This window comes from Adhaeribacter soli, assembly GCF_008727925.1.
Taxonomy (GTDB): Bacteria; Bacteroidota; Bacteroidia; order Cytophagales; family Hymenobacteraceae; genus Adhaeribacter_A; species Adhaeribacter_A soli.
The window spans coordinates 60,866-82,132 of sequence record NZ_VTWT01000002.1 but is presented as its reverse complement, the minus strand read 5'-3'; the positions used below and the strand labels follow the sequence as shown (position 1 = coordinate 82,132).

At 47.5% G+C, this 21,267-nt stretch carries 14 protein-coding genes; 12 read left to right on the top strand and 2 right to left on the bottom strand.

Annotation, left to right across the window (positions count from 1 at the left end; genetic code table 11):
- Window positions 1-44 precede the first annotated feature (44 nt).
- Window positions 45-785, top strand: coding sequence for a DUF4197 domain-containing protein (locus tag F0P94_RS03875; RefSeq protein ID WP_150902488.1), 741 nt, complete (start codon window positions 45-47; stop codon window positions 783-785).
- Window positions 786-1,050: 265 nt separating this feature from the next.
- Window positions 1,051-2,343: an erythromycin esterase family protein gene (locus F0P94_RS03870; RefSeq protein WP_150902487.1), complete on the top strand. Its 1,293-nt coding sequence runs from the start codon at window positions 1,051-1,053 to the stop codon at window positions 2,341-2,343.
- A gap of 445 nt (window positions 2,344-2,788) precedes the next feature.
- On the opposite strand, the gene F0P94_RS03865 is transcribed toward F0P94_RS03870, so the two are convergent.
- Window positions 2,789-4,273, bottom strand: coding sequence for a nicotinate phosphoribosyltransferase (locus F0P94_RS03865; RefSeq protein ID WP_150902486.1), 1,485 nt, complete (start codon window positions 4,271-4,273; stop codon window positions 2,789-2,791).
- Between the two features lie 380 nt (window positions 4,274-4,653).
- Window positions 4,654-5,532, bottom strand: a complete 879-nt coding sequence (locus F0P94_RS03860) for a hypothetical protein (RefSeq protein WP_150902485.1) — start codon at window positions 5,530-5,532, stop codon at window positions 4,654-4,656.
- Window positions 5,533-5,983: 451 nt separating this feature from the next.
- On the opposite strand from F0P94_RS03860, the gene lpdA reads away from it, so the two are divergent.
- The 10 genes from lpdA (at window position 5,984) to F0P94_RS03815 (ending at window position 21,222) form a co-directional block, all read left to right on the top strand.
- Window positions 5,984-7,375 (top strand): dihydrolipoyl dehydrogenase, encoded by a 1,392-nt coding sequence (gene lpdA / locus F0P94_RS03855; protein ID WP_150902484.1) that lies wholly within the window; start codon window positions 5,984-5,986, stop codon window positions 7,373-7,375.
- Window positions 7,376-7,603: 228 nt separating this feature from the next.
- Window positions 7,604-9,106, top strand: coding sequence for a T9SS type A sorting domain-containing protein (locus tag F0P94_RS03850; RefSeq protein ID WP_150902483.1), 1,503 nt, complete (start codon window positions 7,604-7,606; stop codon window positions 9,104-9,106).
- Window positions 9,107-9,293: 187 nt separating this feature from the next.
- On the top strand, window positions 9,294-10,937 hold the full coding sequence (locus tag F0P94_RS03845; protein WP_150902482.1) for a T9SS type A sorting domain-containing protein: 1,644 nt from the start codon (window positions 9,294-9,296) through the stop codon (window positions 10,935-10,937).
- Between the two features lie 166 nt (window positions 10,938-11,103).
- Window positions 11,104-12,126 carry a T9SS type A sorting domain-containing protein gene (locus F0P94_RS03840; protein WP_150902481.1) on the top strand — a complete coding sequence of 341 codons (1,023 nt, stop codon included), beginning with the start codon at window positions 11,104-11,106 and terminating at the stop codon, window positions 12,124-12,126.
- 521 nt (window positions 12,127-12,647) lie between these two features.
- Complete coding sequence (locus F0P94_RS03835) at window positions 12,648-14,321, top strand: T9SS type A sorting domain-containing protein (protein ID WP_150902480.1); 1,674 nt, start codon at window positions 12,648-12,650, stop codon at window positions 14,319-14,321.
- A gap of 353 nt (window positions 14,322-14,674) precedes the next feature.
- Window positions 14,675-16,297 carry a T9SS type A sorting domain-containing protein gene (locus F0P94_RS03830; RefSeq protein WP_150902479.1) on the top strand — a complete coding sequence of 541 codons (1,623 nt, stop codon included), beginning with the start codon at window positions 14,675-14,677 and terminating at the stop codon, window positions 16,295-16,297.
- 316 nt (window positions 16,298-16,613) lie between these two features.
- A complete protein-coding gene (locus tag F0P94_RS03825) occupies window positions 16,614-18,134 on the top strand; it encodes a T9SS type A sorting domain-containing protein (protein WP_150902478.1) in 1,521 nt (506 codons plus the stop codon).
- A gap of 385 nt (window positions 18,135-18,519) precedes the next feature.
- Window positions 18,520-18,816: a hypothetical protein gene (locus F0P94_RS19570; protein WP_191906909.1), complete on the top strand. Its 297-nt coding sequence runs from the start codon at window positions 18,520-18,522 to the stop codon at window positions 18,814-18,816.
- Between the two features lie 287 nt (window positions 18,817-19,103).
- Window positions 19,104-19,673, top strand: a complete 570-nt coding sequence (locus F0P94_RS03820; protein WP_225307113.1) for an RNA polymerase sigma factor — start codon at window positions 19,104-19,106, stop codon at window positions 19,671-19,673.
- Window positions 19,663-21,222, top strand: a complete 1,560-nt coding sequence (locus F0P94_RS03815) for a gliding motility-associated C-terminal domain-containing protein (RefSeq protein WP_150902477.1) — start codon at window positions 19,663-19,665, stop codon at window positions 21,220-21,222. The genes F0P94_RS03820 and F0P94_RS03815 overlap by 11 nt, the downstream gene beginning before the upstream one ends.
- Window positions 21,223-21,267: the final 45 nt, after the last annotated feature.

The window sequence follows — 21,267 nt, the reverse complement described above, 5'->3', positions numbered from 1 at the left end:
AAGCTTGCTACTTAATATGCTTCAAAGTTAACCACCTAATACGTATGAAAAAGTTAAGTTTTTATTCTTTTCTCATTTTTTTTGCTTCGCTTTCTTCCTGTGCCTCCGGCCAGTTCAATATTCCCGACGTTTCCGGCTTGGGGCTGCCTAAAACTACGGGTTCCACCAACCGGCCTTTAACCGAAGCCGAAGTAGCAAACGGTCTGAAAGAAGCCCTCATCCAGGGAACCTCCAAAGGCACCGCCCAGGCTTCGCAAACCAACGGCTATTACGGCAACTCCCTTATCCGTATTCCTTTTCCGCCGGAAATTCAGAAAGTGGAAACCACCTTACGCAACATGGGCATGGGCAGCGAGGTCGATAAATTTGTGGTAAGCTTAAACCGCGCCGCCGAAGATGCTGCTACCAGCGCCAAACCTATTTTCATTTCCGCCATAAAAAGCCTGACCATCCGGGATGTCTGGAACATTCTGAGGGGAGAAAAGGATGCCGCAACGCAATATCTGAAACGCACCACCACCCCGCAACTAACCGCTTCCTTTAAGCCGATCATTCAAAAGTCGCTGGATAAAGTAAACGCCACGAAGCATTACGGCACTATTATTACAGCCTACAATAAAGTGCCACTGGTACAGAAAGTAAACCCCGACCTGAATGCTTACGCTACCGATAAAGCCATTGCCGGTTTGTTTACGCTCGTAGCCCAGGAGGAAGCTAACATCCGAGAAAATCCGATTGCCCGAACCACCGAACTGCTGAAACGCGTATTCGGCAGCAAAGGCTAAGTGGAAGAAATTCAATTAGTAAAAAAAAAACAAAAGGCCGGAAAGTACTTTCCGGCCTTTTGTTTTGGTACTTAGATGCTGTTTTTACTTATCCAATCTGATATATTACGTTATAAATTAAATTAGAAAAATACTATAAAAATTCAGCCCGGAAATGCCGTGCCCTCCCCACCGGAAACGCTATCCTTTACCAGTTAAAAGCCGAAAAAACAACGAAAGGCGCTGAAATAGAGTATTTAAGACCTGTTTACTTAATTCGAAAATTATGAAGAAGGTCTATCAAAAACCCTTTCGGCACTATTTGTTGGAAGACGCGCAAAGCCTCAATCCCCTCATGGAAGCCATCGGCGATTCCCGGGTTGTAATGCTGGGCGAAGCCTCTCACGGAACTTCCGAATACTATACCTGGCGCACTGCCATTTCCAAACGCCTGATCCAGGAAAAAGGCTTTAACTTTATTGCCGTAGAAGGCGACTGGCCCGATTCTTTCCTGGTAAACCGGTACGTTAAGGGGTATTCCGACGGCAGCAATACCGTGCACAAGCTTTTGCAGAACTTTAACCGCTGGCCAACCTGGATGTGGGGAAACTGGGAAGTAGCCGCGTTGGTGGAATGGCTGAAGGAAAATAACCAGACCAAACCGGTAAGCAAAAAGATCGGGTTTTACGGCCTGGATGTGTACAGTTTATGGGAAAGCCTGGAAGAGATCCTGAGTTACGTGGAAGCCAAAGACCCTGAACTGGTTACAGCGGCCCGCAAGGTGGTAAATTGCTTCGAGCCCTTCAACAACGATCCGGAAGAATATGCCCGCGCCGTTGCCTTTGTGCCCCAGGATTGCGAGGAAGAAGTGCTGGATCTGCTTACCCGTATCCGGGAAAAAGCGGCCGCGCTCGACAAAGAGAACGAAGCCCAGTTCAGTACCGAACAAAATGCTTTGGTAACGGTAAATGCCGAAAAATACTACCGGGCCATGGTGAAGGGAGGCTCTAACTCCTGGAACGTGCGCGACGAGCACATGGTAGAAACCCTGAACCGCCTGCTACAATTCCACGGTCCGGAGGCCAAAGCCATTATCTGGGAGCATAATACCCACATCGGCGATGCCCGCTTTACCGATATGGCCCGAAGCCGTATGCTAAACGTAGGCCAGCTGGTACGCGAGCAACACGGCCGGGACAAGGTTTTTGCGGTGGGTTTCGGGTCTTATAAAGGCAGCGTGATTGCCGGAAAAAGCTGGGGCGCGCCCATGCAGAAAATGGATGTGCCGGAAGCGCAACGCGGGAGCTGGGAGCATTTCCTGCACGAAATAAGCCCGGAAGACAAGCTCATTCTTTCCAAAGACCTGAAGCATGTCCCGGAACTCCGCGACACTATCGGGCATCGGGCCATTGGTGTGGTGTACGACCCTAAAACCGAACGCTTCGGCAATTACGTGCCTTCGGTAGTACCGGAACGCTACGATGCTTTTATGTTCATAGACGAAACCGAAGCCCTGCACCCACTGCATACCCCCTTGGCCACCAACGCACCACCAGATCTATACCCCTGGACTTTTTAAGACATTGGTATCTGGATGTTAGTATTTGGATTGGAAATACGTAAGGTTTTTTAAGTAGGTAAGGTTCTTTAAAAATTAAGAATCAGGACAAATCTAATTTGAATAATACGCATTCCTTTTTCTGTCATTCTGGAAGAATCTTGTGATTTCGGAGCTTTGAACTTATAGATGACTTACAAAAGGACAATCGTAGTAGTGCATGACAAGGTTAATTTTAGAAAGTGGGATTACAAATCCCACGGCTCAGTTAATACGGGATTACAAATCCCGTCAAGCAAATGCTAATAATTAAGTTGGTCGGGCAGTTGTTTAAATTAATTTGGTACCATTGCTTATAACTGTAATGTTTGTGAATTTATGTGGTTACTCCAGCCTTGCTACTTGCCTTTCGAAATGATTTTTTTAGGTTGAAATTTAACATGCCATTTTCCATGCAGAAGCGGCCTCAGGATGAGGCCGCTTCTGTTTTCCGGTAACTTAAAACCAGGTTCGTTTTCATTTCAAAAAGGGTTTCTTCCAGGCCGACCGGGTACACGTGCGGGTTCAGGAAACGCCGGGAAGATGGATCAAGCTGCCGGAGCTGCTGTTGCGTTCTGGCCTGAATTTCCGGCAGGGAAGGCAGTTTATAAACCTGTTCCCCGCCGCGGAAAACCGGCATCAGCAGATCCTCGTGGCGGGTACCGGCCGGGATGGCTTTGCGATGGGTAAAATCGAACGGATCGATGATTAAGGCTTGCTCCGGCAGCGGTTCCGCTTCGTTGCAGATCATGTCGGCCACAAACTTGTTTTCCTCCGAAATAAACCGCCTAACCTGTAATACACCCGGCGTAGAGGTTTTGGCCAGTTGTTCCGACAGCTTCAGTTTGTATTGCCAGTTTCCTTTCTCATCTCTTAAAGCCCCCATTTTATAAACGCCCCCTAAAGCTGGTTGGTCGTACGCGGTAACCAGTCTGGTGCCGATGCCCCAGGTATCGATCCGGGCGCCTTGTTTTTTTAGGTCCGCGATCAGGTATTCATCCAGGTCGTTGGAAGCCACAATGGAAACGTTCGGAAAACCGGCCTCATCTAATAATTTGCGGGCTTCCCGGCTCAGGTAAGTCAGGTCGCCGGAGTCGAGGCGGATGCCGGCCAGTTCGGAACCTTTGGTCCGGAGTTTTTGGGCCACTTTAATAGCGTTTTTTACTCCTTCCAGCGTGTCGTAAGTATCTACCAGAAAAACGGAATCGTTCGGGAAGGCTTCGGCATATTTTTCAAACGCTTCTTCTTCCTCTTCGAAAGCCATTACCCAGCTGTGCGCGTGCGTGCCTTTTACCGGAAACCCGAAAAGCTTGCCGGCCAGTACGTTGGAAGTTGCTTTGGCCCCGCCTATAAAAACGGCCCTTGCCGCCGCCAGTGCACCGTCTACGCCCTGAGCCCGCCGCATCCCGAATTCCATTACCAGATCGCCTTGCGCGGCTTCGGTAATGCGGGCAGCTTTGGTAGCAATTAAAGTCTGGAAATTGATCAGGGTCAGGAGCGGGGTTTCTACAAGTTGCGCCTGCAGCAGCGGACCGGTTACGCGGATCAAGGGCTCGTTCGGGAACACCACGGTTCCTTCCGGAATGGCATCCACATCGCACGTAAATTTCAGCTGTCGGAGGTAGTTTATAAAACCGGTTTCGAACAGTTCCTGGCCCGTAGCGCTTTTCAAACTGCTTAAATAAGCCAGGTCATCTTCCGAAAACTGCAAACTCTGCAAATATTGCACGGCATATTCCAGGCCGGCACAAACAGCATAACCGCCTTCGAAAGGATTTTTGCGGAAGTACAGATGAAAAACGGCTTCTTTTTCGGCCAGGCCGCTTTTCCAGTAGCCGTAGGCCATGGTAAGCTGGTAAAGATCGGTAAGTAAACTGAGGGAAGTTCCGTAAAGGTCGCGGGTAAAATTCATGCGGCAGGCAGGTGTTGATGTTGCTTAAACGGGTAATTGATTCATACCGTTTTAAAACGCAAATCTTACCTTTTTAGCCTGAAAACCTACCGTTTTTTCAGGAATTTATCGGTTAAAGTATTATGCCTGATTTACTTTTAAACATTACTAAGGAAGTAGACAAATTAGTTTACCCAATTATTCCATTTCTTTTCTGTCATTCTGGAAGAATCTTGTGAATTCTGAGCTACTCTCTCATAAGTTTCTTTCAAAATGACAATTAAGTAGCAAGACTAAAATAGCCGCAAACCTGAGCATGAAATACAATTATGTACGCTGCTGAATTTTAAACCTTTGCATGTTTTAAGTCCTGATACCAATATCCAGATACCAATGTCTATTTACTTCCGCTTATAAAAATACAGGTTAACGGCATCAGATAAACCTTTTTCGCTTAAGGTGAAGAACCCGGAATTATCGCGGGCAAAGGCAACGGCTTCTCCTTGCGGCTCAATCTGGTAAGCGAGTTCTTTGGGTTCCTGCCGGAATAAAGCATCTACCGACGTTGGCGCCTGCTGCTTGTAGTAATATAAACCGGTATACGTTTTCAGAATGGCCTCCGAACCATTGGGGGAGAGGGCCGCGCTTACGACGCCGGAAAACGGAAGTTCCTGCACAAAAGTAGCCGTATCGATGGCCTGGTAGTTAAAGGGAGGCGTTAGCTTATAAATTCTGGAAGGATTGTCGCGTTTGGTAAGGAGGTAAATCGTATGGGTTTGCGGGTCTACCAGCACCGCTTCGGCGTCGCGCGGGCCATCCGGATAGCGGAACCGGATGCGGTTAAACTCCCGGACGGTATCGGTTCCCAGGACAGGTTCCGGCAATTCGTAAATGGTATAGTTCGATTTGCTGCTATTGTTGTCGCCAATGTCAGCTACGTAAAGCGTGTTCCCGGCCAGAGCAATGTCTTCCCAGTCGCGGTTGGTGGCGCCTTTCAGGTAAATTTTACCCGTAGCCTGCCCCTTATAGTTTAATAAATGCAGTTGCGGCGGGTTGCCGCTGTCTTCGGCTACCCACAAATTACCCGGCGCGGTTCTGCTGTCGGCAAGGCCGGAAGCCTCTTTAATAGTAGCGCTGAGCGGGGTGCTGGTGGGTTCCTGGGCAAATCCGGAGCCGGGGCCATTGGGGCCTTCGGCTAAGGCGTCTTTTTCTTTGCTGCAGGCTGAAAACAGTAGCAAAAAGGCAGAAAAAAGTATCGGAGCGAAAGCGTGTTTTTTCATAGAGGGGAAGTTTTAAATGAAGGAAGATTTTAAAACTCTTACGCCCGACTATGGATGCTGTTTGGTTAAAATTGTATTTTAAAGGGAAGGTGTTGGTTTGGTTAGTTAAACAAATGCCTTGCTGGTAATAATGCAGTTGACTTTACCCCAAATCCTTCAAGCTTCCCTTAAAGCGGTTTTGAACATTTTCTGCAATCACAAATCGGTCAGCTAAAGCAGACGGCAATGAATAAGACCTTGGGAAACTTTGCGTAGCCTTCATTAACTGCCTGTAAAATTCTACAAAACATTAATTCAACCATTTAGCAATTTAACCATTTAGCCATTTAACAATTAACATTTAACAATTAACATTTAACAATTAACAATCAGGAATTCAACAACCCTGAACCGATTTTGCATAGTGGCTGATTTCCCTTAGCTTTGCCGCGACTTAAATTAAACCAGCAATATGGCATCGAAATACGATTTAGTAGTAATAGGCAGCGGTCCCGGTGGTTACGTGGCAGCTATCCGTGCTTCGCAATTGGGCATGAAAGTAGGCGTGGTAGAGAAAGCCGAATTAGGCGGCATCTGCCTGAACTGGGGTTGTATCCCGACCAAAGCATTGTTAAAAAGCGCGCAGGTTTACGAATACTTAACGCACGCAAAAGATTACGGCATCAGCGTTTCCGACGCTTCGGTAGATTTTAAAGCCGTAGTAGAACGCAGCCGCGGCGTGGCCGGCGGCATGAGCAAAGGCATTCAGTTCCTGTTTCGCAAAAACAAGATCGACCATATTGTAGGTTTCGGGAAAGTTACCGGCAAAGGCAAAGTAGAGGTTGACAATAACGGTGAAAAATCGACCATCGAAGCCGATCATATTATTCTGGCTACCGGCGCCCGTTCGCGCGAGCTGCCAAACCTGCCGATCGACGGTAAAAAGATCATCGGTTACCGCCAGGCAATGGTACTTGAAAATCAACCGAAGAGCATGGTAGTAGTAGGTTCCGGCGCGATCGGGGTAGAGTTTGCTTACTTCTATAACGCTATAGGTACCAAAGTTACCATCGTGGAATTCATGCCGAACATTGTGCCGGTAGAAGACGAAGAAGTATCGAAACAACTGGAGAAATCGCTGAAGAAAGCCGGTATCGATATCCTGGTTTCTTCTGAAGTTACTTCTGTAGATACCAAAGGCGAAGGCTGCAAAGTGAACATTAAAACGGCCAAAGGCGAACAGGTTATTGAAGCCGACATCGTACTTTCTGCCGTAGGTATCCAGACGAACCTGGAAGGTTTAGGCCTGGAAGAAATGGGCATTGCCGTAGAAAAAGGCCGCGTAGTGGTAGACGATTTCTACAAAACCAACGTGGACGGCATTTACGCCATCGGCGACATCGTGAAGGGGCCTGCATTGGCCCACGTTGCTTCGGCCGAAGGTATTATCTGCGTCGAGAATATTACTGGTCACAATCCTGAGCCATTGGATTACACCAACATCCCGGGCTGTACCTATTGCCAGCCGGAAGTGGCCTCGGTAGGGTTAACCGAGAAAGAAGCCAAAGCTCAGGGCCGCGACATTAAAGTAGGCAAGTTCCCGTTCTCAGCTTCCGGAAAAGCCAGCGCCGCCGGTGCGAAAGACGGTTTCGTTAAAGTGATCTTCGATGCCAAATACGGCGAATGGTTAGGTGCCCACATGATCGGCGCGAACGTGACGGAAATGATCGCGGAAGTGGTAGTAGCCCGTAAACTGGAAACCACCGGCCACGAGATCATCAAAGCCGTTCACCCGCACCCAACCATGAGCGAAGCCATTATGGAAGCTACCGCAGCCGCCTACGGCGAAGTAATTCACCTGTAAAACGGTAAGCAATAGCCCTAAAAAACACCCGTAGAGACGCCCAATTGGGCGTCTCTTTTTTTTGTATAATGTCCAAGCCTCTCTGAAGCAATTCAGAGGGGCTTTTTTTTGTTATTTACAGTATTTTTTCATAGTATTACCGGCAACGGTCCCGTATGTTTTTTCCCGAATGCTCTTTTTAAAGCTGTTGAAGTAATTAAATATCATGCACTTAAGCGAAAAGCACCTATGAAAAAAACTTCTACGCTTTTATGGCTGGTGTTTGCGGTCTGCCTGTGTGCCGGCAACAGTAATGCTTCGCATTTTTTAGGGGCCGAGATCGGTTATTTCCCGGTTGCGCCCAATACTTACATGGCCGAATACAAAACCTACTATGATTGCGCAAATAATGCAACCCCCCAGATTCAGTCCATGCAGTTAAACCTGGGCTCTCCGGGTTGCGCAGCAAATCAGATCATTAACGTTAACCGCGCTGGAAGTAAGGTTATTCAATCCTATTGTACCTCAGTAGGTAATAATTGTACCCTTAACTCGCCGTATACGATTACCGAAATAATTTTTTCGGGTACGTTTACAGTTTCCGGTCAGTGCCAGGGATATTACTTAAGCGTACAGGAATGGGCCGTAGCGCAAATGGCCAACCTGAATGGCACGGCATCGTCAAACGGTCTTTTATACCTGGAAGCATACATTAATACCACAGCGGCAGCTGTTAATCATAGCGTTTCGCCGGTTTTTATGGGGGTACCCACCTTATATTTTACCGTAAACTCGCCCGCCACTATTCCAAACTTGGTGCAGGATAGAACCACAGACGGACTCGATTCTATTGGATATGCCTTAAAGCCTGTCCTGTCTAATGCCAACACGCCCGTTGCCTATACCCCTGGAATGTCCTTCTCTAACCCTATTCCTTCTGTTGGGGGAGTAACCTTGCACCCGGAGTCCGGTCTTTTAAGCTTTACGCCGAATGTTTTTAATCAGGGAAATTTTTTCTCGAATGCCTATGCAGTTGTTATTGAGGCAAGCGGTTTTAAAAAAATAAACGGGGTAATGACCCGGGTAAGCACCACCCAGCGCCAGATCCCGGTTGCGGTGGTAAACAATACGCCCAATCAGAATCCCAAAGCAACGAATATTACTGTAAACAATCAGCCTTTGCCCCCGAACGGAATAGCAGCAGTGGCTGCCGGCAGTCAGGTGAGCATTCAATTTGAAACCGTCGATCCGAATGCCGCCGATATCGTTACTATTGAGGATCCTGGTCAGGGTCTGAATTTCCCGGCTTTTACTACCAGTAGCGGCAACCGCCCAACCGGAAGCCTGAGCGTAACCTTTGCCAACGAAGGCTTATATTGGTTACCCATAACTACGATCGATAATGCCTGCCCGGTAAAAGGTGTTTCCACCCAGATGGTCGGGATCAGGGTTTCCAGCAATTTGCTTGGAGTAAAGAACCAGACGGAACAAGCCCGGTATTTTACCTCTTTTCCTAATCCATTTACCAATAGCGTAACTTTCAGCCTGAAGACCCCCGAAAAAGTACAGGCAATTATTATTTACAACTTACAGGGCCAGGAAATAGACATGATTCCGGTGAGCGCTGCTGAATTAGCAAACCAGCAGGTAAAGTGGCAGCAGGCCGGAAAATATGCTGCCGGCACCTACCTGGCAAAGCTTATTTCTGAAAACAATATCACCCAAACGCTCCGGTTCACCAAGCTCCGGTAAACGCTATTGTTTAAGGCAAAAAAGTAAAAGCCGGTACATTGCTGTACCGGCCTTTACTTTTTTTTAGGGGTAAGGCAACGGTTTTATTATATTCCACGACCTGTTATTATAAATGGTTTTCTGCACCGCTATCCGGAGGCAAAAGCAGCGCTATTTTATACTGAATGCAGCGGCAACTTAAAATTCTATGAAAAAGATCTTACTATTGTTTTGTGCCCTAATGGCTGGGAGTACCTTAAATACATACGCCACGCACGACATTGGCGGCGATATTTCTTTTGTGGAAGTAACGACCAATACTTATGTAGTTACCTACTCGCACTACAACTGGGCCGGACTAAGCGGCATGTCAAGTCCTATTCACCTCCAGATCAGCGCTCCGGGTTGTAATACCGGCCGGTCCGTTCCCATGCAATTCCAGAACGAGTGGGTTGCCGGTAAAGTGCCGACTACCAGTGGCCTTATGCCTTATAAAATCTCGGTGCTGCAGGCCACAGTAACGTTTACTGCTGCGGAAGCTACTTGCAAAGATTGGCTTCTGAGCGTGGCAACCCACCGGAAAGGCCAGCAAAGTGCCAATCTGACCCAAACTCCGAACCAGCTGGATATTTACACCGAAGCTACCCTTAAACTGGACCATACCATTTATAACGGTTCCTCCCCGATGTTTGACCCGATGAATGCCCCGGTTTTAATCGCCAACATAAACCAGCCGATTACGCTGAGCGTGGCCGCATACGATCAGGATGGCGACTCGCTGGTTTACCGGATGGCAGCGCCTTTAACGGGACATAATCAGCCGGTAACGAATTATGTGAGCTACAATACTTCTATAGTTGTTAATCCGAATCCGCTGCCACCCTACAATTCAACCACCAATCAGCAATTTGCTATATTACCCAATGCAGCTTCAACCTTGTCTCCGCATTACCCTTTAGTTTCATATATCGCACCTTGGAATACACCAGATCCGGCTACCGGAATTCCGCCTAAAATTGTAAACGGAAACCAGTATTTTATTCTCGATTCCTTAACCGGAGCGCTCACCTTTAATCCGATTATCTCCGACTCTTCTGGCAATAACATTTATCTGGCTTCCTTTCAGGTAGATGAGTTCCGGAGAATAAACGGCGTAGCAACTAAAATCGGGTCGGTACGCCGGGAAACCATTATTGTGGTGGGTGATGCCGGACAAAACAACAACCCAACGCTTACCAACACCCGGCTGAACAATGCGCCGGTGCAGCCGAATACAATCTTAACGGTTAGCCCTGGCAGTACCCTTTCGCTTCAGGTAGACGCCGACGATCTGAATGCTGCCGATTCGGTTTACCTGAAAACCAATGCAACCACTGCTTTGCAGGGAGCTACAGTTACAATAGGAGGCGCCCAGCGCCAGACCGCCACCATTACCTGGACGCCTACTGCCGCCCAGGTGCGGTCGCAGCCTTATTACCTGCGCATCTGGGCCCGGGATAACGCTTCCCCGTTTTCCGGCTCCCGTGTAGAAACAATTGCCCTCCGGGTAAGCAACAGCGGCGCAGTTTCGGGTATCAGTTCTGATAAACAGTTAACCTCCTTTTTAGCGTTCCCCAATCCTTCCAGGGGAGAGGTAAGCTTCCGGGTAAAGGCAGCGAACATGCCGCAGGAAATTATCATCTATAACCTGCAGGGCCGCGAAATAGACCGGATCCTGGTAAAAGCGACCAGCTCCGGAGAGGAGGTGGTAAAATGGGAGCGTTCCCCGCAGTTTGCTACCGGAACTTACCTGGCAAAACTAATTTCCGAAAATAAAATCACCCAAACGCTCAAATTCACCAAACTCCAGTAAACAGTAATGTTTAAGGCAGGAAAAGTAAAAACCGGAACAGCATTGTTCCGGTTTTTTTTTTGTTGCTTTTTTTTCATGTTAAAGCAACTCTTTGCCAGTTTCTCCCGACTGGTTTATAAAGGCGCTGAAAATATTACAACCTACTTTTGATTAAACTACTACCGTTATGAAAAAAATATTCGCTCTCTCCGTTCTTCTGCTTTCCTTAGGGTTTAATGCTTTTGCGCAGGGAAACCAAATGCCTGCTGGCGGCTTATTCTTTAAGAATAAGGCAATACCATTTAGCCAGATTATAGAGTTGTTCCCTGGCGATACCATGCATCTGGTCCTTTCTACTTACGATCCCAATTCAACAGATTCTATATCCATTTCAACAGATTTAGCTACTGTGCTGCCAACGGCAACCTATACTTTAAGTAATTCGAAGCAACCTGTTTTACAAATTCAGTGGATTCCCACAAATGCCGATGTCAGGCTGGAGCCCCACATGATTTTGGTAGGGATTGATGATAATGCCTCACCAATCAGGGGGATTTCCTCTAACCATTTAAGGATCCGGGTAAACAAACCAGGCAGCATTACTTTAAACAACAACCCCGTAAACCTGAACGAAGAAATTCAGCTTCAGCCCGGTTCGCCCTTTAATTTAAGCGTAAGCAGCCTTAATCCAAACCTGACCGATTCTATCAGGATTACTTCCAATGTAGCTTCCGTTTTACCGGGATCTACTTTTATAACGGATAATGCCAAACAGCAGACCGCAGCTATTTTCTGGGTGCCAACGGCTTCGCATGTAAACGCCCAACCTTTTACGTTTACCGTTTCGTTGCAGGACAGCAGCGTTCCCGGTGGCAAACAGTACACCTACACGTTTAATGTGCGCGTAGGCAATGCCGGCGGCGTAACGGGAGTGAGGCAGGAGGTAACCCAGACGAAACCAATCCAGGCTTATCCCAATCCTTTTACCAGCCAACTTACTTTTAAAGTAGACCAGAAAAGCAGCGGCCAGCTATTAATTTACAACGCCTTAGGGCAGGAAGTAGATCGCATTTTAGTTTCTTCCGGTACTTCAGCCGAACAGGATATCCGTTGGGAAAAAGCTCCGCAAATGCCGGCCGGTCAATATTTCGGAAAACTTGTTAGCCCGGCAGGTGAAGTACAAACCATTAAATTCATGAAAATTCAATAAGCGTTAGTAAACAGTTCAATACATTTTCCGGAAACCCGCTTCTTAGACGTTTCTTAACCGGTTTTGCCGGAAGCCGCCTTAATTCTCTGCCGAAATAGTTAATTTTCTTTTCCGGCAGGGAATTTTTATTGGGATCTATGCGACTTGGGAAAGGGTAGGAGCCTGTTGCAAAAGTTGGTTAGGCCAATGCAGATAAGCATAATTGTAAGTTTGTTCTTAGCATATCGTTCAGTTTTACCTCCTACATACAGGTTCACTTGTCCGGCTGAAAACGATAGCATTTATAGCTTAAAAACCCCGGCAACCGGGGTGTGAGCTCGCTTTTATGCCGGCTTTAAAAGGCGGAAAATAATTCACAGAAAATTAAAGCAGCAGGCAACGGTTAATACCTTAACATTCGACTTGCTTTCAGAAGGGCCTTATGTTATAGGTTAAATAATTCAGCCCTTCTTCAGGCCAATACCGGATCCACTATAACGCGCCTGTTTAATTTTCTCCATCTTTTACAAAGTTGCATATCTATGAAAAAGACCGCTCCAATGCTCCTGCTTTTGTTTTTAGCAATATTTGGTTTCGGGCCAATCCAGGCACTGGCCTCCCATTTTTTAGGGGCTACCATCACCTATCAGCATTTGGGCCCGAATAGCTACCTGGTAAGTTACACCGGCTTCCGCGATTGTAACGGGGCAACTATGGCAAATACGGTCAACCTGAACCTGCAGACAACAGGCTGTACCAGCGGCCGTTCGGTTACCCTGACCAAGTCGGCTAATTCGCGATTTGGCGACCCGTACTGCCCGGCTGTTGGGAATGGCTGCACAGGCCCCGGCCGGCGTAACCACGAAGAAGTGGAATATACCGGCGTGGTAACCTTCTCGGCCGCCGAGCAGGCATGCACGGACTGGCTGTTAAGTGTAACCCAACCTAGCCGTGCCCCTACCATGAATCTGATCAGTAACAGTAATGATGATGTGTACACCGAAGCTTATCTCAATTTAGCCGTCGGCAATAATGGCGCCGTGTTCAACCAGGTTGCGCCGGCCAGGCCGCTGGTATGCGTAGGCGAAGAGATTATGCTGAATTTTGCTGTTTCCGATGCCGATTGCGACTCGGTGTCTTACGAACTGGCACAGCCCCTAAAAGCCAGCGGAACCCCGGTTCCTTATGCTCCAATTGGCGGCAATCCTGGCGGCACCATTGTCGTAAATCCAAATCCGCTTCCGCCTTATAATACTTCCACCAATCCGCAATTTGCGATCTTGCAAGGATTAGGAAATGCCTATAGCGTGGCCTATCCGATACCTTCCTTTTCTGCTCCCTGGAATGTACCGGATCCGGCTACCGGAATTCCTCCGAAAATAGTTACTGCCGCTCCATACTTTAAACTAGATCCGGTAACCGGGGTCCTGAATTTTAAGCCGGCTGCTTATAACCCCATTGTTGCAGCCAATATCAGTTATGCGGTAAGTGTGCAGGTGATTGAATGGCGTAAAATAAGCGGGGTAGTGACCAAGGTAGGGCACGTTCGCCGCGAAATGCTTTTCCAGGTAGAAGATTGTGCCGGAAATAAACTGCCGACTTTCACTTCCCTAATGGTTAACGGCAAAGCTTTAAGTTCCGGCGAGGTGATTACGATCCGGCCTGGCGCCCAGCTTAACCTGCAATTTGCCACCGCCGACCAGGCAACTGATGTACTGACGGTAGAATCCGACGTAAGTTCAGTGCTGAGCGGAGCTACTTTTTCTACCAGTTCTGCCACTCATCCAATCGGCGCCATCTCCTGGACCGCTGCCGGGCCAACCTGCCAGATAAAGTGGTTCTACCTTACCGTAAAAGACGATTTCTGCCCCATTTCCGGCAAACAAACCTACTTGATCGGGGTTAGGGTAGGCAATATCGGCACGGCTTTAGGGAACCAGGAGGAGTTAAGCGCTGCCGGAAAATTCCTGGCCTATCCGAACCCGTTTACCAGCGAGCTGCAATTCAGGTTGGACCTGAAGGCAAAAGCAGAAAACATCATTATCTATAACCTGTTGGGCCAGCAGGTAGACCAGATTCCTTTAAAGCATGCAGGCATTGGTGAGCAAAACATTAATTGGGAAAATGCCGGCAAGCATGCCGCCGGAACGTACCTGGCCAGGCTGGTTTCCGGCGGTAAAACAATCCAGGCAATTAAATTTATGAAGGTAAAGTAAGTAGCAGGACCGTTATAAACGCAGCCACCCCACTTTGTTATCCTGAAAGGAACTTGTGATTTCCGTGCTTCTAATCCAAAAGTTTCTTTCAGAATAACAATCAGGGTAATGCAATTTAAAGCGTCCTGCTACTTAAAACGCTACGATTCCGGGTAAAAAAGCAGGAAGGAAATTAAAGCTGAAAGCCTTGTTTTAACTTTTTTAAAATATTTTCTGCTCCAGGCAACCCGATAGGAAAAAGGCGTGTCTTCCGGTTTAAAGCAGGGTGTTAAAATATTTAATGATCTGTTGTTTTGTTATTATAACGGTTTAACTAATTTAACACCTGGTTCATCACCTTTTACCTACTACCTATGAAGAAAAAGATACGCAATCTATTTGCTGGAGCAGCAGCCTTGTTTTTAGCCGGATTCTCCCATAACGTGGCAGCTACACATTTTCAGGCCTCCGAATTAACGTATACCTGTGTAGCACCGGGCTTATATTCGGTTAACCTCAAACTATACCGCGACTGCTCCGGTTCTACCGCCCCCTCCACTGCCGTTCTAAACTTAAGGCCGCAGGGCTGCGGTACTACCCGGACTGTGCAAATGACCAAAAGCTCGGGATCCAATACCATTGGTAACTTTTACTGTCCGCAGCTTGGAGCACCCCAGTGTACTTCCGCGGGCCAGCCTAACTTCGAATTTGTTTCCTTTTCGGCCACTGTAACCTTTACGGCCGCTGAAAGAAACTGCCCGGACTGGAATCTTTCCTGGTCCGAGTGCTGCCGGCCGTCTTCTGCCAACCTCGTTGGTCAGGATGACCCTTACTCAGAAGCTTATTTGAATCTTGCAGCCGGAATAAACAACAATTCGCCCATATTTGGAGGCGCATTAATACCGTTTGTAAATAAAGACATGCCAATTATTATGAGCAGCTACGCAAACGATCCTGATGGCGATTCCCTGGTTTACAGCTTAAAAGAACCAATGAATTCTGCCAGTACTTTCGTTCCTTACCAGTCATATCAGCAGGTTACCATCCTAAACCCAAATACCAGTCAGTACGCAACGGCCCCAGCCGGGTCTTTTAGTGCTGCCTTTCCGCTGCATTCCTATGCTGTTAACTGGAGCCAGCCTAGCCCAAGTGCGGTAAAGAATTTCCTTTTCGATACCCAGACCGGCTCTATGTCCTTTACACCAACCAATTATGTGCCTAACACTCCCTCCGCGCAGGGGGCAAACAAATACGTTATGGTGGTACAGGTAGACGAATACCGGAAGATTAACGGCGTACCGGTAAAAGTAGGTTATGTGCGCCGCGACATGTTTGTAACGCTCATGGATTGTGGCCCGAACCAGAACCCAAAGGTAACTGCTCCAACCGCCAATGGGGTAACGCTTACCCCAGGCACCATCATCAACCTTCGCCCGGGCACGCCTATGAATTTCCAGTTTACTACCGCCGATGGCAACCCGAATGATGTACTTACCTTTTCGAGTGACATTGCTTCGGTATTACTGGGAGCCACCTTTACGCCCTCTACTACCGGCCAGCCAGGCGGTACCATTGCCTGGACCCCAACGGTTAACCATGTAAGAGACCAGGTCTATTATTTCCACATAACCGTAGAGGACGATGCCTGTCCGGTAAAAGGCCATCAGACCCAGACCTTTGGCGTGCGGGTAAGTAATACAGGAGCTGTAACCGGCACCAAAGAAGAACTCAGCAAGAGCCTTACCTTTGTAGCTTACCCGAACCCGTATACCGAAACGGTTAGCTTTAAAGTGCAGGCAAACGCCACGGTAAATCAGGAGATTGTTATCTACAACAGCTTAGGCCAGCAGGTAGACCGGATCATGCTGAAAAATATAGCAAGCGGGCAGAAGCAGGTGGTTTGGGAGAAAGGAAGCCGGATGGCAAAAGGGCAGTATGTGGCCAGGCTGCTAAGCGGTAATCAGGTGGTTCAGTCCATTCAGTTCACCAAACTCTAATACAGAAATAAAGCGAAGTTTTAAGTTGAAATTAAAAGAAAAAGCCCGGCTCATGCACGGGTTTTTTCTTTTACAGGTGATTTCGGATAATGCTTTTCGCTAGGCTGCATTGTAAAAACCGGACACCATATAAAGCGATCTATAAGTTTCCGGAAATATCTCTGAAAAAAAGAACCGGATAATTCCCTGGTCAGGCAACCCTTTCTGCTAAATGCTTGTCTGGTCAGAAAAATAACACTTCCCTAAACACTAATTCTTGGCCAGGCAAGCGGGCTAAGAATTAAAAAGAATGATCCTGAAAATTTAAAGAAAGACTATGAAAAAGAAATTACTTTCATTGCTGCTGCTAACGATGGTGGTTGCCGGTTATTCAAGGCAGGTGCTTGCATCGCACATGTCAGGCTCGGAGTTGACCTATTCTTGTGTGGCTCCCAATATGTACATTATTAGCCTGAAATATTACCGGGTCTGCGGAATGGCGCAGTTAAATAACGCTTTTACAGCCATCGCAAAGGCAAATACCTGCGGGGCTGCCATCGGGCAAAAGCAAATTACGCTGAATAAAGCCGGGAATAACCGTATTGCGCAACCTTATTGTGCCACGGGCCCGAATAATTGCACCGGGTCTGCTCAGGCATTTAATTACGAAGAGGTTTTATATACTGGAAATGTAACCTTTACGGCTGCCGAAGCCTCGTGCCCGGATTGGTTTATAAGCCTTCTGGAATGTGACCGGCCTAATTCGGCCAACCTGCAGGGCGTAAATTGCCTTTACACCGAAGCCTATCTGAATTTAAGCGCCGGCCTGAATAATAGTTCGCCCCAGTTTATGGATCTGGAGCCGCCATTTGTTGCGTTAAACAATCAGGTTGGGCTAACTGCTTTTGCCCTGGAGTCGGATGGCGATTCTGTAGTTTATAGTTTACAACCTGCGCTTTCAGATGCCAATACTCCGGTCCAATACCTGCAGGGTTTTTCTGCCCAGAATTTTATTCCGACACTTGCTCCGATCAGGCTCGACCCTGAAAACGGAAGCATGAGCTTTATTCCCACCACTTTCCAGGCCGGTAATCCCGGTTCGGGGGCAAATTTCTATTTCGCAGTTGTGCAGGCAGATGAATATAGAAAGGTAGGCGGCACCATGCAAAAGATCGGGCATGTAAGGCGGGATATGGTAATCCATGTAATAGATTCGGCGCCCAATCTCAATCCTAAAATTGCAGGCGTAACCGCAAATGGCGTAACCCTGGCCCCTGCAAGCGTGATCGAACTCCGGCCGGGCTCGCCGCTTACTTTCCAGTTCAATGCCTCCGATCAGAACCCGGCCGATGTGCTGGAAATAAGCTCAAATGCAGCCACCATGCTCCCCAATGCCAGCTTTACGGTAGTGCAGGGCGCTCAACCCGGCGGAACTGTTTCCTGGACGCCCACCGCGGCTAATGTAAGAAGCCGGCCTTATTTCTTTCACGTGACTGTAAAAGACAATGCTTGTCCGGTAAGAGGTTTCCAGACGTATACTTTTGCTGTGCGGGTTAGCGCTTCAGGCGCAGTAACCGGAATCAAGGAAAGCACAAAGAATACGCTGGAATTTGTAGCCTATCCGAACCCGTTCAAAAACGAAGTTTCCTTTAGAATAAACCGCAGCCCGGCCTCTGAACAGACAATAATAATTTACAACGCCTTAGGGCAGAAAATAGACCAGATACCTGTGAAGAAGGAAGAGGCAGGCAATGGGGTAAAATGGACCAATGCCGGTAAGTTTGCTCCGGGACAGTACGTTGCCAGGCTCCTGGATGGTAATACAATTAAACAAACCGTTAAATTCAGTAAGCTTTAGAGAACGCTAAGCATTTTGCCCGAAAAAGTAAAAGCCGGTACATACAAATGTTCCGGCTTTTACTTTTTTATAACTGGTCTTTCGCAGGAAGGAGAAGGTCCCTTTTTGAAGAGCAGGGTTGATTCCTTCTGGCTAATGACTATCCCTTGGAGAGGGTCATAGGAGTGTTAACACGTCGTTTGATAAATATCTCCATTCGTAAACACCCTTAAGGCTCAAGGGGAGAATCTTTAGAGTGAAACGGCCCTGCCTCCAAAGGGGGACCTCAAAAAACTTGCGTTACATCAGTTATTAGAAAAAAACATTGCGCAATAAATAGCCGGTAAATGTTGCGTTTGCCGGCATTATGTTATTTTATAGCTTAACATATATATAGTTTAACGCTATGCTGATGCTTTTTTTTCTTGCAAAACAGCTGTTTGTAGGGGGAGTAATGGAGAGTGCCGAAATTTCGAGACAAAAAGTACAGAAATTAAATGGAAAAGTTCATGTTGCGTTCAGGGGCGTGTTTTCCTTTTTTTTCAGACTTGGGGGCCGTAAAATTGTATCGTTAAATAGTAAAAGAATTGCATTAAAGGGTCTGGCCTTAAAGATATTTATTTTAAGAGTAGTAATGATTTGCATATATTCCTGGAAACATCCCGCTGAAACAGCGGGATTTTTTTTGCCCGCACTTTTCTGAAAATCTGTTCTAATGGCCCGCCCGGCCTTTTAAATCCCAACGTGCAGCCGCTGCGAACCAAACCAGATTTCTGAGTTTGGTGGCTTTTAAACGAACAAAAGGAAAAAAAAATAATTTTTTTTTCTCACGAGGCAACCCCTGCTTTATTTCTTCCGACCTCTTTTTAAATCGCCGCTTTTTTAAAGGCCTGATTCAGAAATAAAAAGAAAAAAGTTTTTATAGCTGGCAACTGTTGCGGAAATTTATACGACCTATAATTACAAACAGCTTAAAACCTCGAAACCTGCGTGAGTACAACGGTAGAAATTTCTGAAAAAGAACTGATTGAAGGGTGCATTCGCGGCGATCTGAAAAGCCAGAAGATGCTCTACAAGAAGTTTTACGGGTTTTCGATGGGGGTTTGCCTGCGGTATTCCGACAGCCGCGAAGAAGCTGCTGAAATTTTGAACGACGGATTTATGAAAGTATTTACCAATATTAACACTTACCAGCCCGATAAAGCCTTTAAAGGCTGGCTGCGCAAGATTATGGTGCATACCGCCATCGATCATTACCGCAAAAACAGCAAACACTACCATTCCCTCGATCTGGTTTACGCAGAAGCTGAGCTGGGGGTTGAGGATGTGCTGGATACCATTTCGGCCGAAGAAATTCTGGCTATGGTACAGCAACTATCGCCGGCTTACCGCCTGGTTTTTAACCTTCACGTGATCGAAGGTTTTTCCCATCCGGAAATTGCAGAAAAACTGCAGATCTCCGAAGGGGCTTCTAAATCGAATTTATTTAAAGCCCGCATGAAGTTACAGAAAATGATTGCTCACTCCGATAGAGAAAACAGAACCAGTTATGCAAGATAAAGACTTCGATCGGTTCATTCAGCAGGCTCTCGAAAACATGCCCGAGCCTGACTATAATCCTGCCGATTGGGACAGGCTGGAAGACCAGCTGCATAATTTTCAGGGCACCCAGCCAAACGCACCTGCTGCTGCCGCTAAAACTGTAGGAGGCAGCCTCGGAAAACTGGGGTTTGTTGCTTCCGCTATTTTAGTAACGGCCGTTAACGTAGTGCTGTTTACCAAGCCGGAGCTGCTTAAAAACAGTACCGCTACGCCCGAAAAAACTGCCGTATCCGCCCAGAACACCATAAGCGCCGCTTCCGGATCCGCCATAATTCCAGGAGCTACTGAGCGCGTTCGTCCGGAAGCTAGTCAAACAGAAGTACTGGTTTCTGTTGAAAATTCAGGCCAGGCTATTGTTAACCAGGCAACGGAGGCGTCTGAAACTTCCGGCAACCTGCCTGACCTTTCAGTTGCAAAAACGGAAGCAAACGGTTCCTCACTGGTTCTTTCTCCGGCAAAGCCCGAAAGCATTCCGGGTAAAAATAAAACCAAGGTAGCCGGCGGCAATAAACGTCAACCCGCAGCAACCTGGAACTGGTCGGGCAATAATACTGCAAACCGGTCTGCTGCCGGTGTAGCAACTTCCGGTATGGCAGGCGGTAAACCCGGTGGAATGTCTGCCGGTAAGGCCGCTGCAACCTCCGTTGGTTTGCCATGTGCGGCTGCTTCCAGTGCGCAGCTTGCTGCCGTAGTTGTTCAGAACGATACGGTAAAAGGTACCCGCCTGGAAATGACTTCCTGCCAGCTGTTTGAAGCCAATTTCTTAACCGGCTCCGGGGCAGCAGCCTACGCGGTAATTACCAGCAATGTGGCTGACGTTTTACCGGGTGCCCGTTTAAGCTTTAACAAGGAAAATGGCACGGCTTTATTGCAGTGGAACCCGCAGGCAAACTTAGCCCGGTTCCAGCCATACTCCTTTACCATTTGGGTAGCCGATGAACGCTGCCCGAATGCCGAACCAAAAGCATATGAATTTGCGGCTGCCATTGCTCCGGCCTTCACGGTTGCCGTTTCCGGAAATACCAAATTAACCAAAGGCCAGGAAACCGCACTGCAGGTTACCGGCGCCCCGGCCGGATCAATTTTCCGCTGGACAAAAGCCAATGCCGTAGTGGCCGATCTGGTAACCGCTGAATTAAGAGTGGCTCCGCAGCAGACCACAACCTATAAACTTCAGGTGATTTCGCCTGCCGGTTGTACCTACTCCGATTCGGTAAAAGTAGAAGTAGCTGCCGCACAACCGGAAATTGTTTCCAACTCCGGTAATATTCCGAACATTATTACGCCTAATAACGACGGGAAGAACGATTACTTCAAGATCCAGTTGCCGGAAGCGGGTCCTTACCGCCTGGAAATTTTAGACCGCTGGGGTAATCAGGTTTATGCCAGCGACAATTACGAAAACCAATGGAAAGGCGAAAACCTGAGCAATGGTATTTATTACTACATTCTCACGGTTAAAAAAGCCAAGAAAACCTACAAGGGCGCTGTAGAAGTGGCCCGCTAATTAAAATTTGTAATCATCATCATTCGAATAATCTATCATTAAACT

What these genes read in the sequence shown, in the direction of transcription:
- F0P94_RS03875 (WP_150902488.1), top strand. Translation starts at nt 45, where the DNA reads ATGAAAAAGTTAAGTTTTTATTCTTTTCTCATTTTTTTTGCTTCGCTT.
- F0P94_RS03870 (WP_150902487.1), top strand. Translation starts at nt 1,051, where the DNA reads ATGAAGAAGGTCTATCAAAAACCCTTTCGGCACTATTTGTTGGAAGAC.
- F0P94_RS03865 (WP_150902486.1), bottom strand. Translation starts at nt 4,273, where the DNA reads ATGAATTTTACCCGCGACCTTTACGGAACTTCCCTCAGTTTACTTACC.
- F0P94_RS03860 (WP_150902485.1), bottom strand. Translation starts at nt 5,532, where the DNA reads ATGAAAAAACACGCTTTCGCTCCGATACTTTTTTCTGCCTTTTTGCTA.
- lpdA (WP_150902484.1), top strand. Translation starts at nt 5,984, where the DNA reads ATGGCATCGAAATACGATTTAGTAGTAATAGGCAGCGGTCCCGGTGGT.
- F0P94_RS03850 (WP_150902483.1), top strand. Translation starts at nt 7,604, where the DNA reads ATGAAAAAAACTTCTACGCTTTTATGGCTGGTGTTTGCGGTCTGCCTG.
- F0P94_RS03845 (WP_150902482.1), top strand. Translation starts at nt 9,294, where the DNA reads ATGAAAAAGATCTTACTATTGTTTTGTGCCCTAATGGCTGGGAGTACC.
- F0P94_RS03840 (WP_150902481.1), top strand. Translation starts at nt 11,104, where the DNA reads ATGAAAAAAATATTCGCTCTCTCCGTTCTTCTGCTTTCCTTAGGGTTT.
- F0P94_RS03835 (WP_150902480.1), top strand. Translation starts at nt 12,648, where the DNA reads ATGAAAAAGACCGCTCCAATGCTCCTGCTTTTGTTTTTAGCAATATTT.
- F0P94_RS03830 (WP_150902479.1), top strand. Translation starts at nt 14,675, where the DNA reads ATGAAGAAAAAGATACGCAATCTATTTGCTGGAGCAGCAGCCTTGTTT.
- F0P94_RS03825 (WP_150902478.1), top strand. Translation starts at nt 16,614, where the DNA reads ATGAAAAAGAAATTACTTTCATTGCTGCTGCTAACGATGGTGGTTGCC.
- F0P94_RS19570 (WP_191906909.1), top strand. Translation starts at nt 18,520, where the DNA reads ATGCTGATGCTTTTTTTTCTTGCAAAACAGCTGTTTGTAGGGGGAGTA.
- F0P94_RS03815 (WP_150902477.1), top strand. Translation starts at nt 19,663, where the DNA reads ATGCAAGATAAAGACTTCGATCGGTTCATTCAGCAGGCTCTCGAAAAC.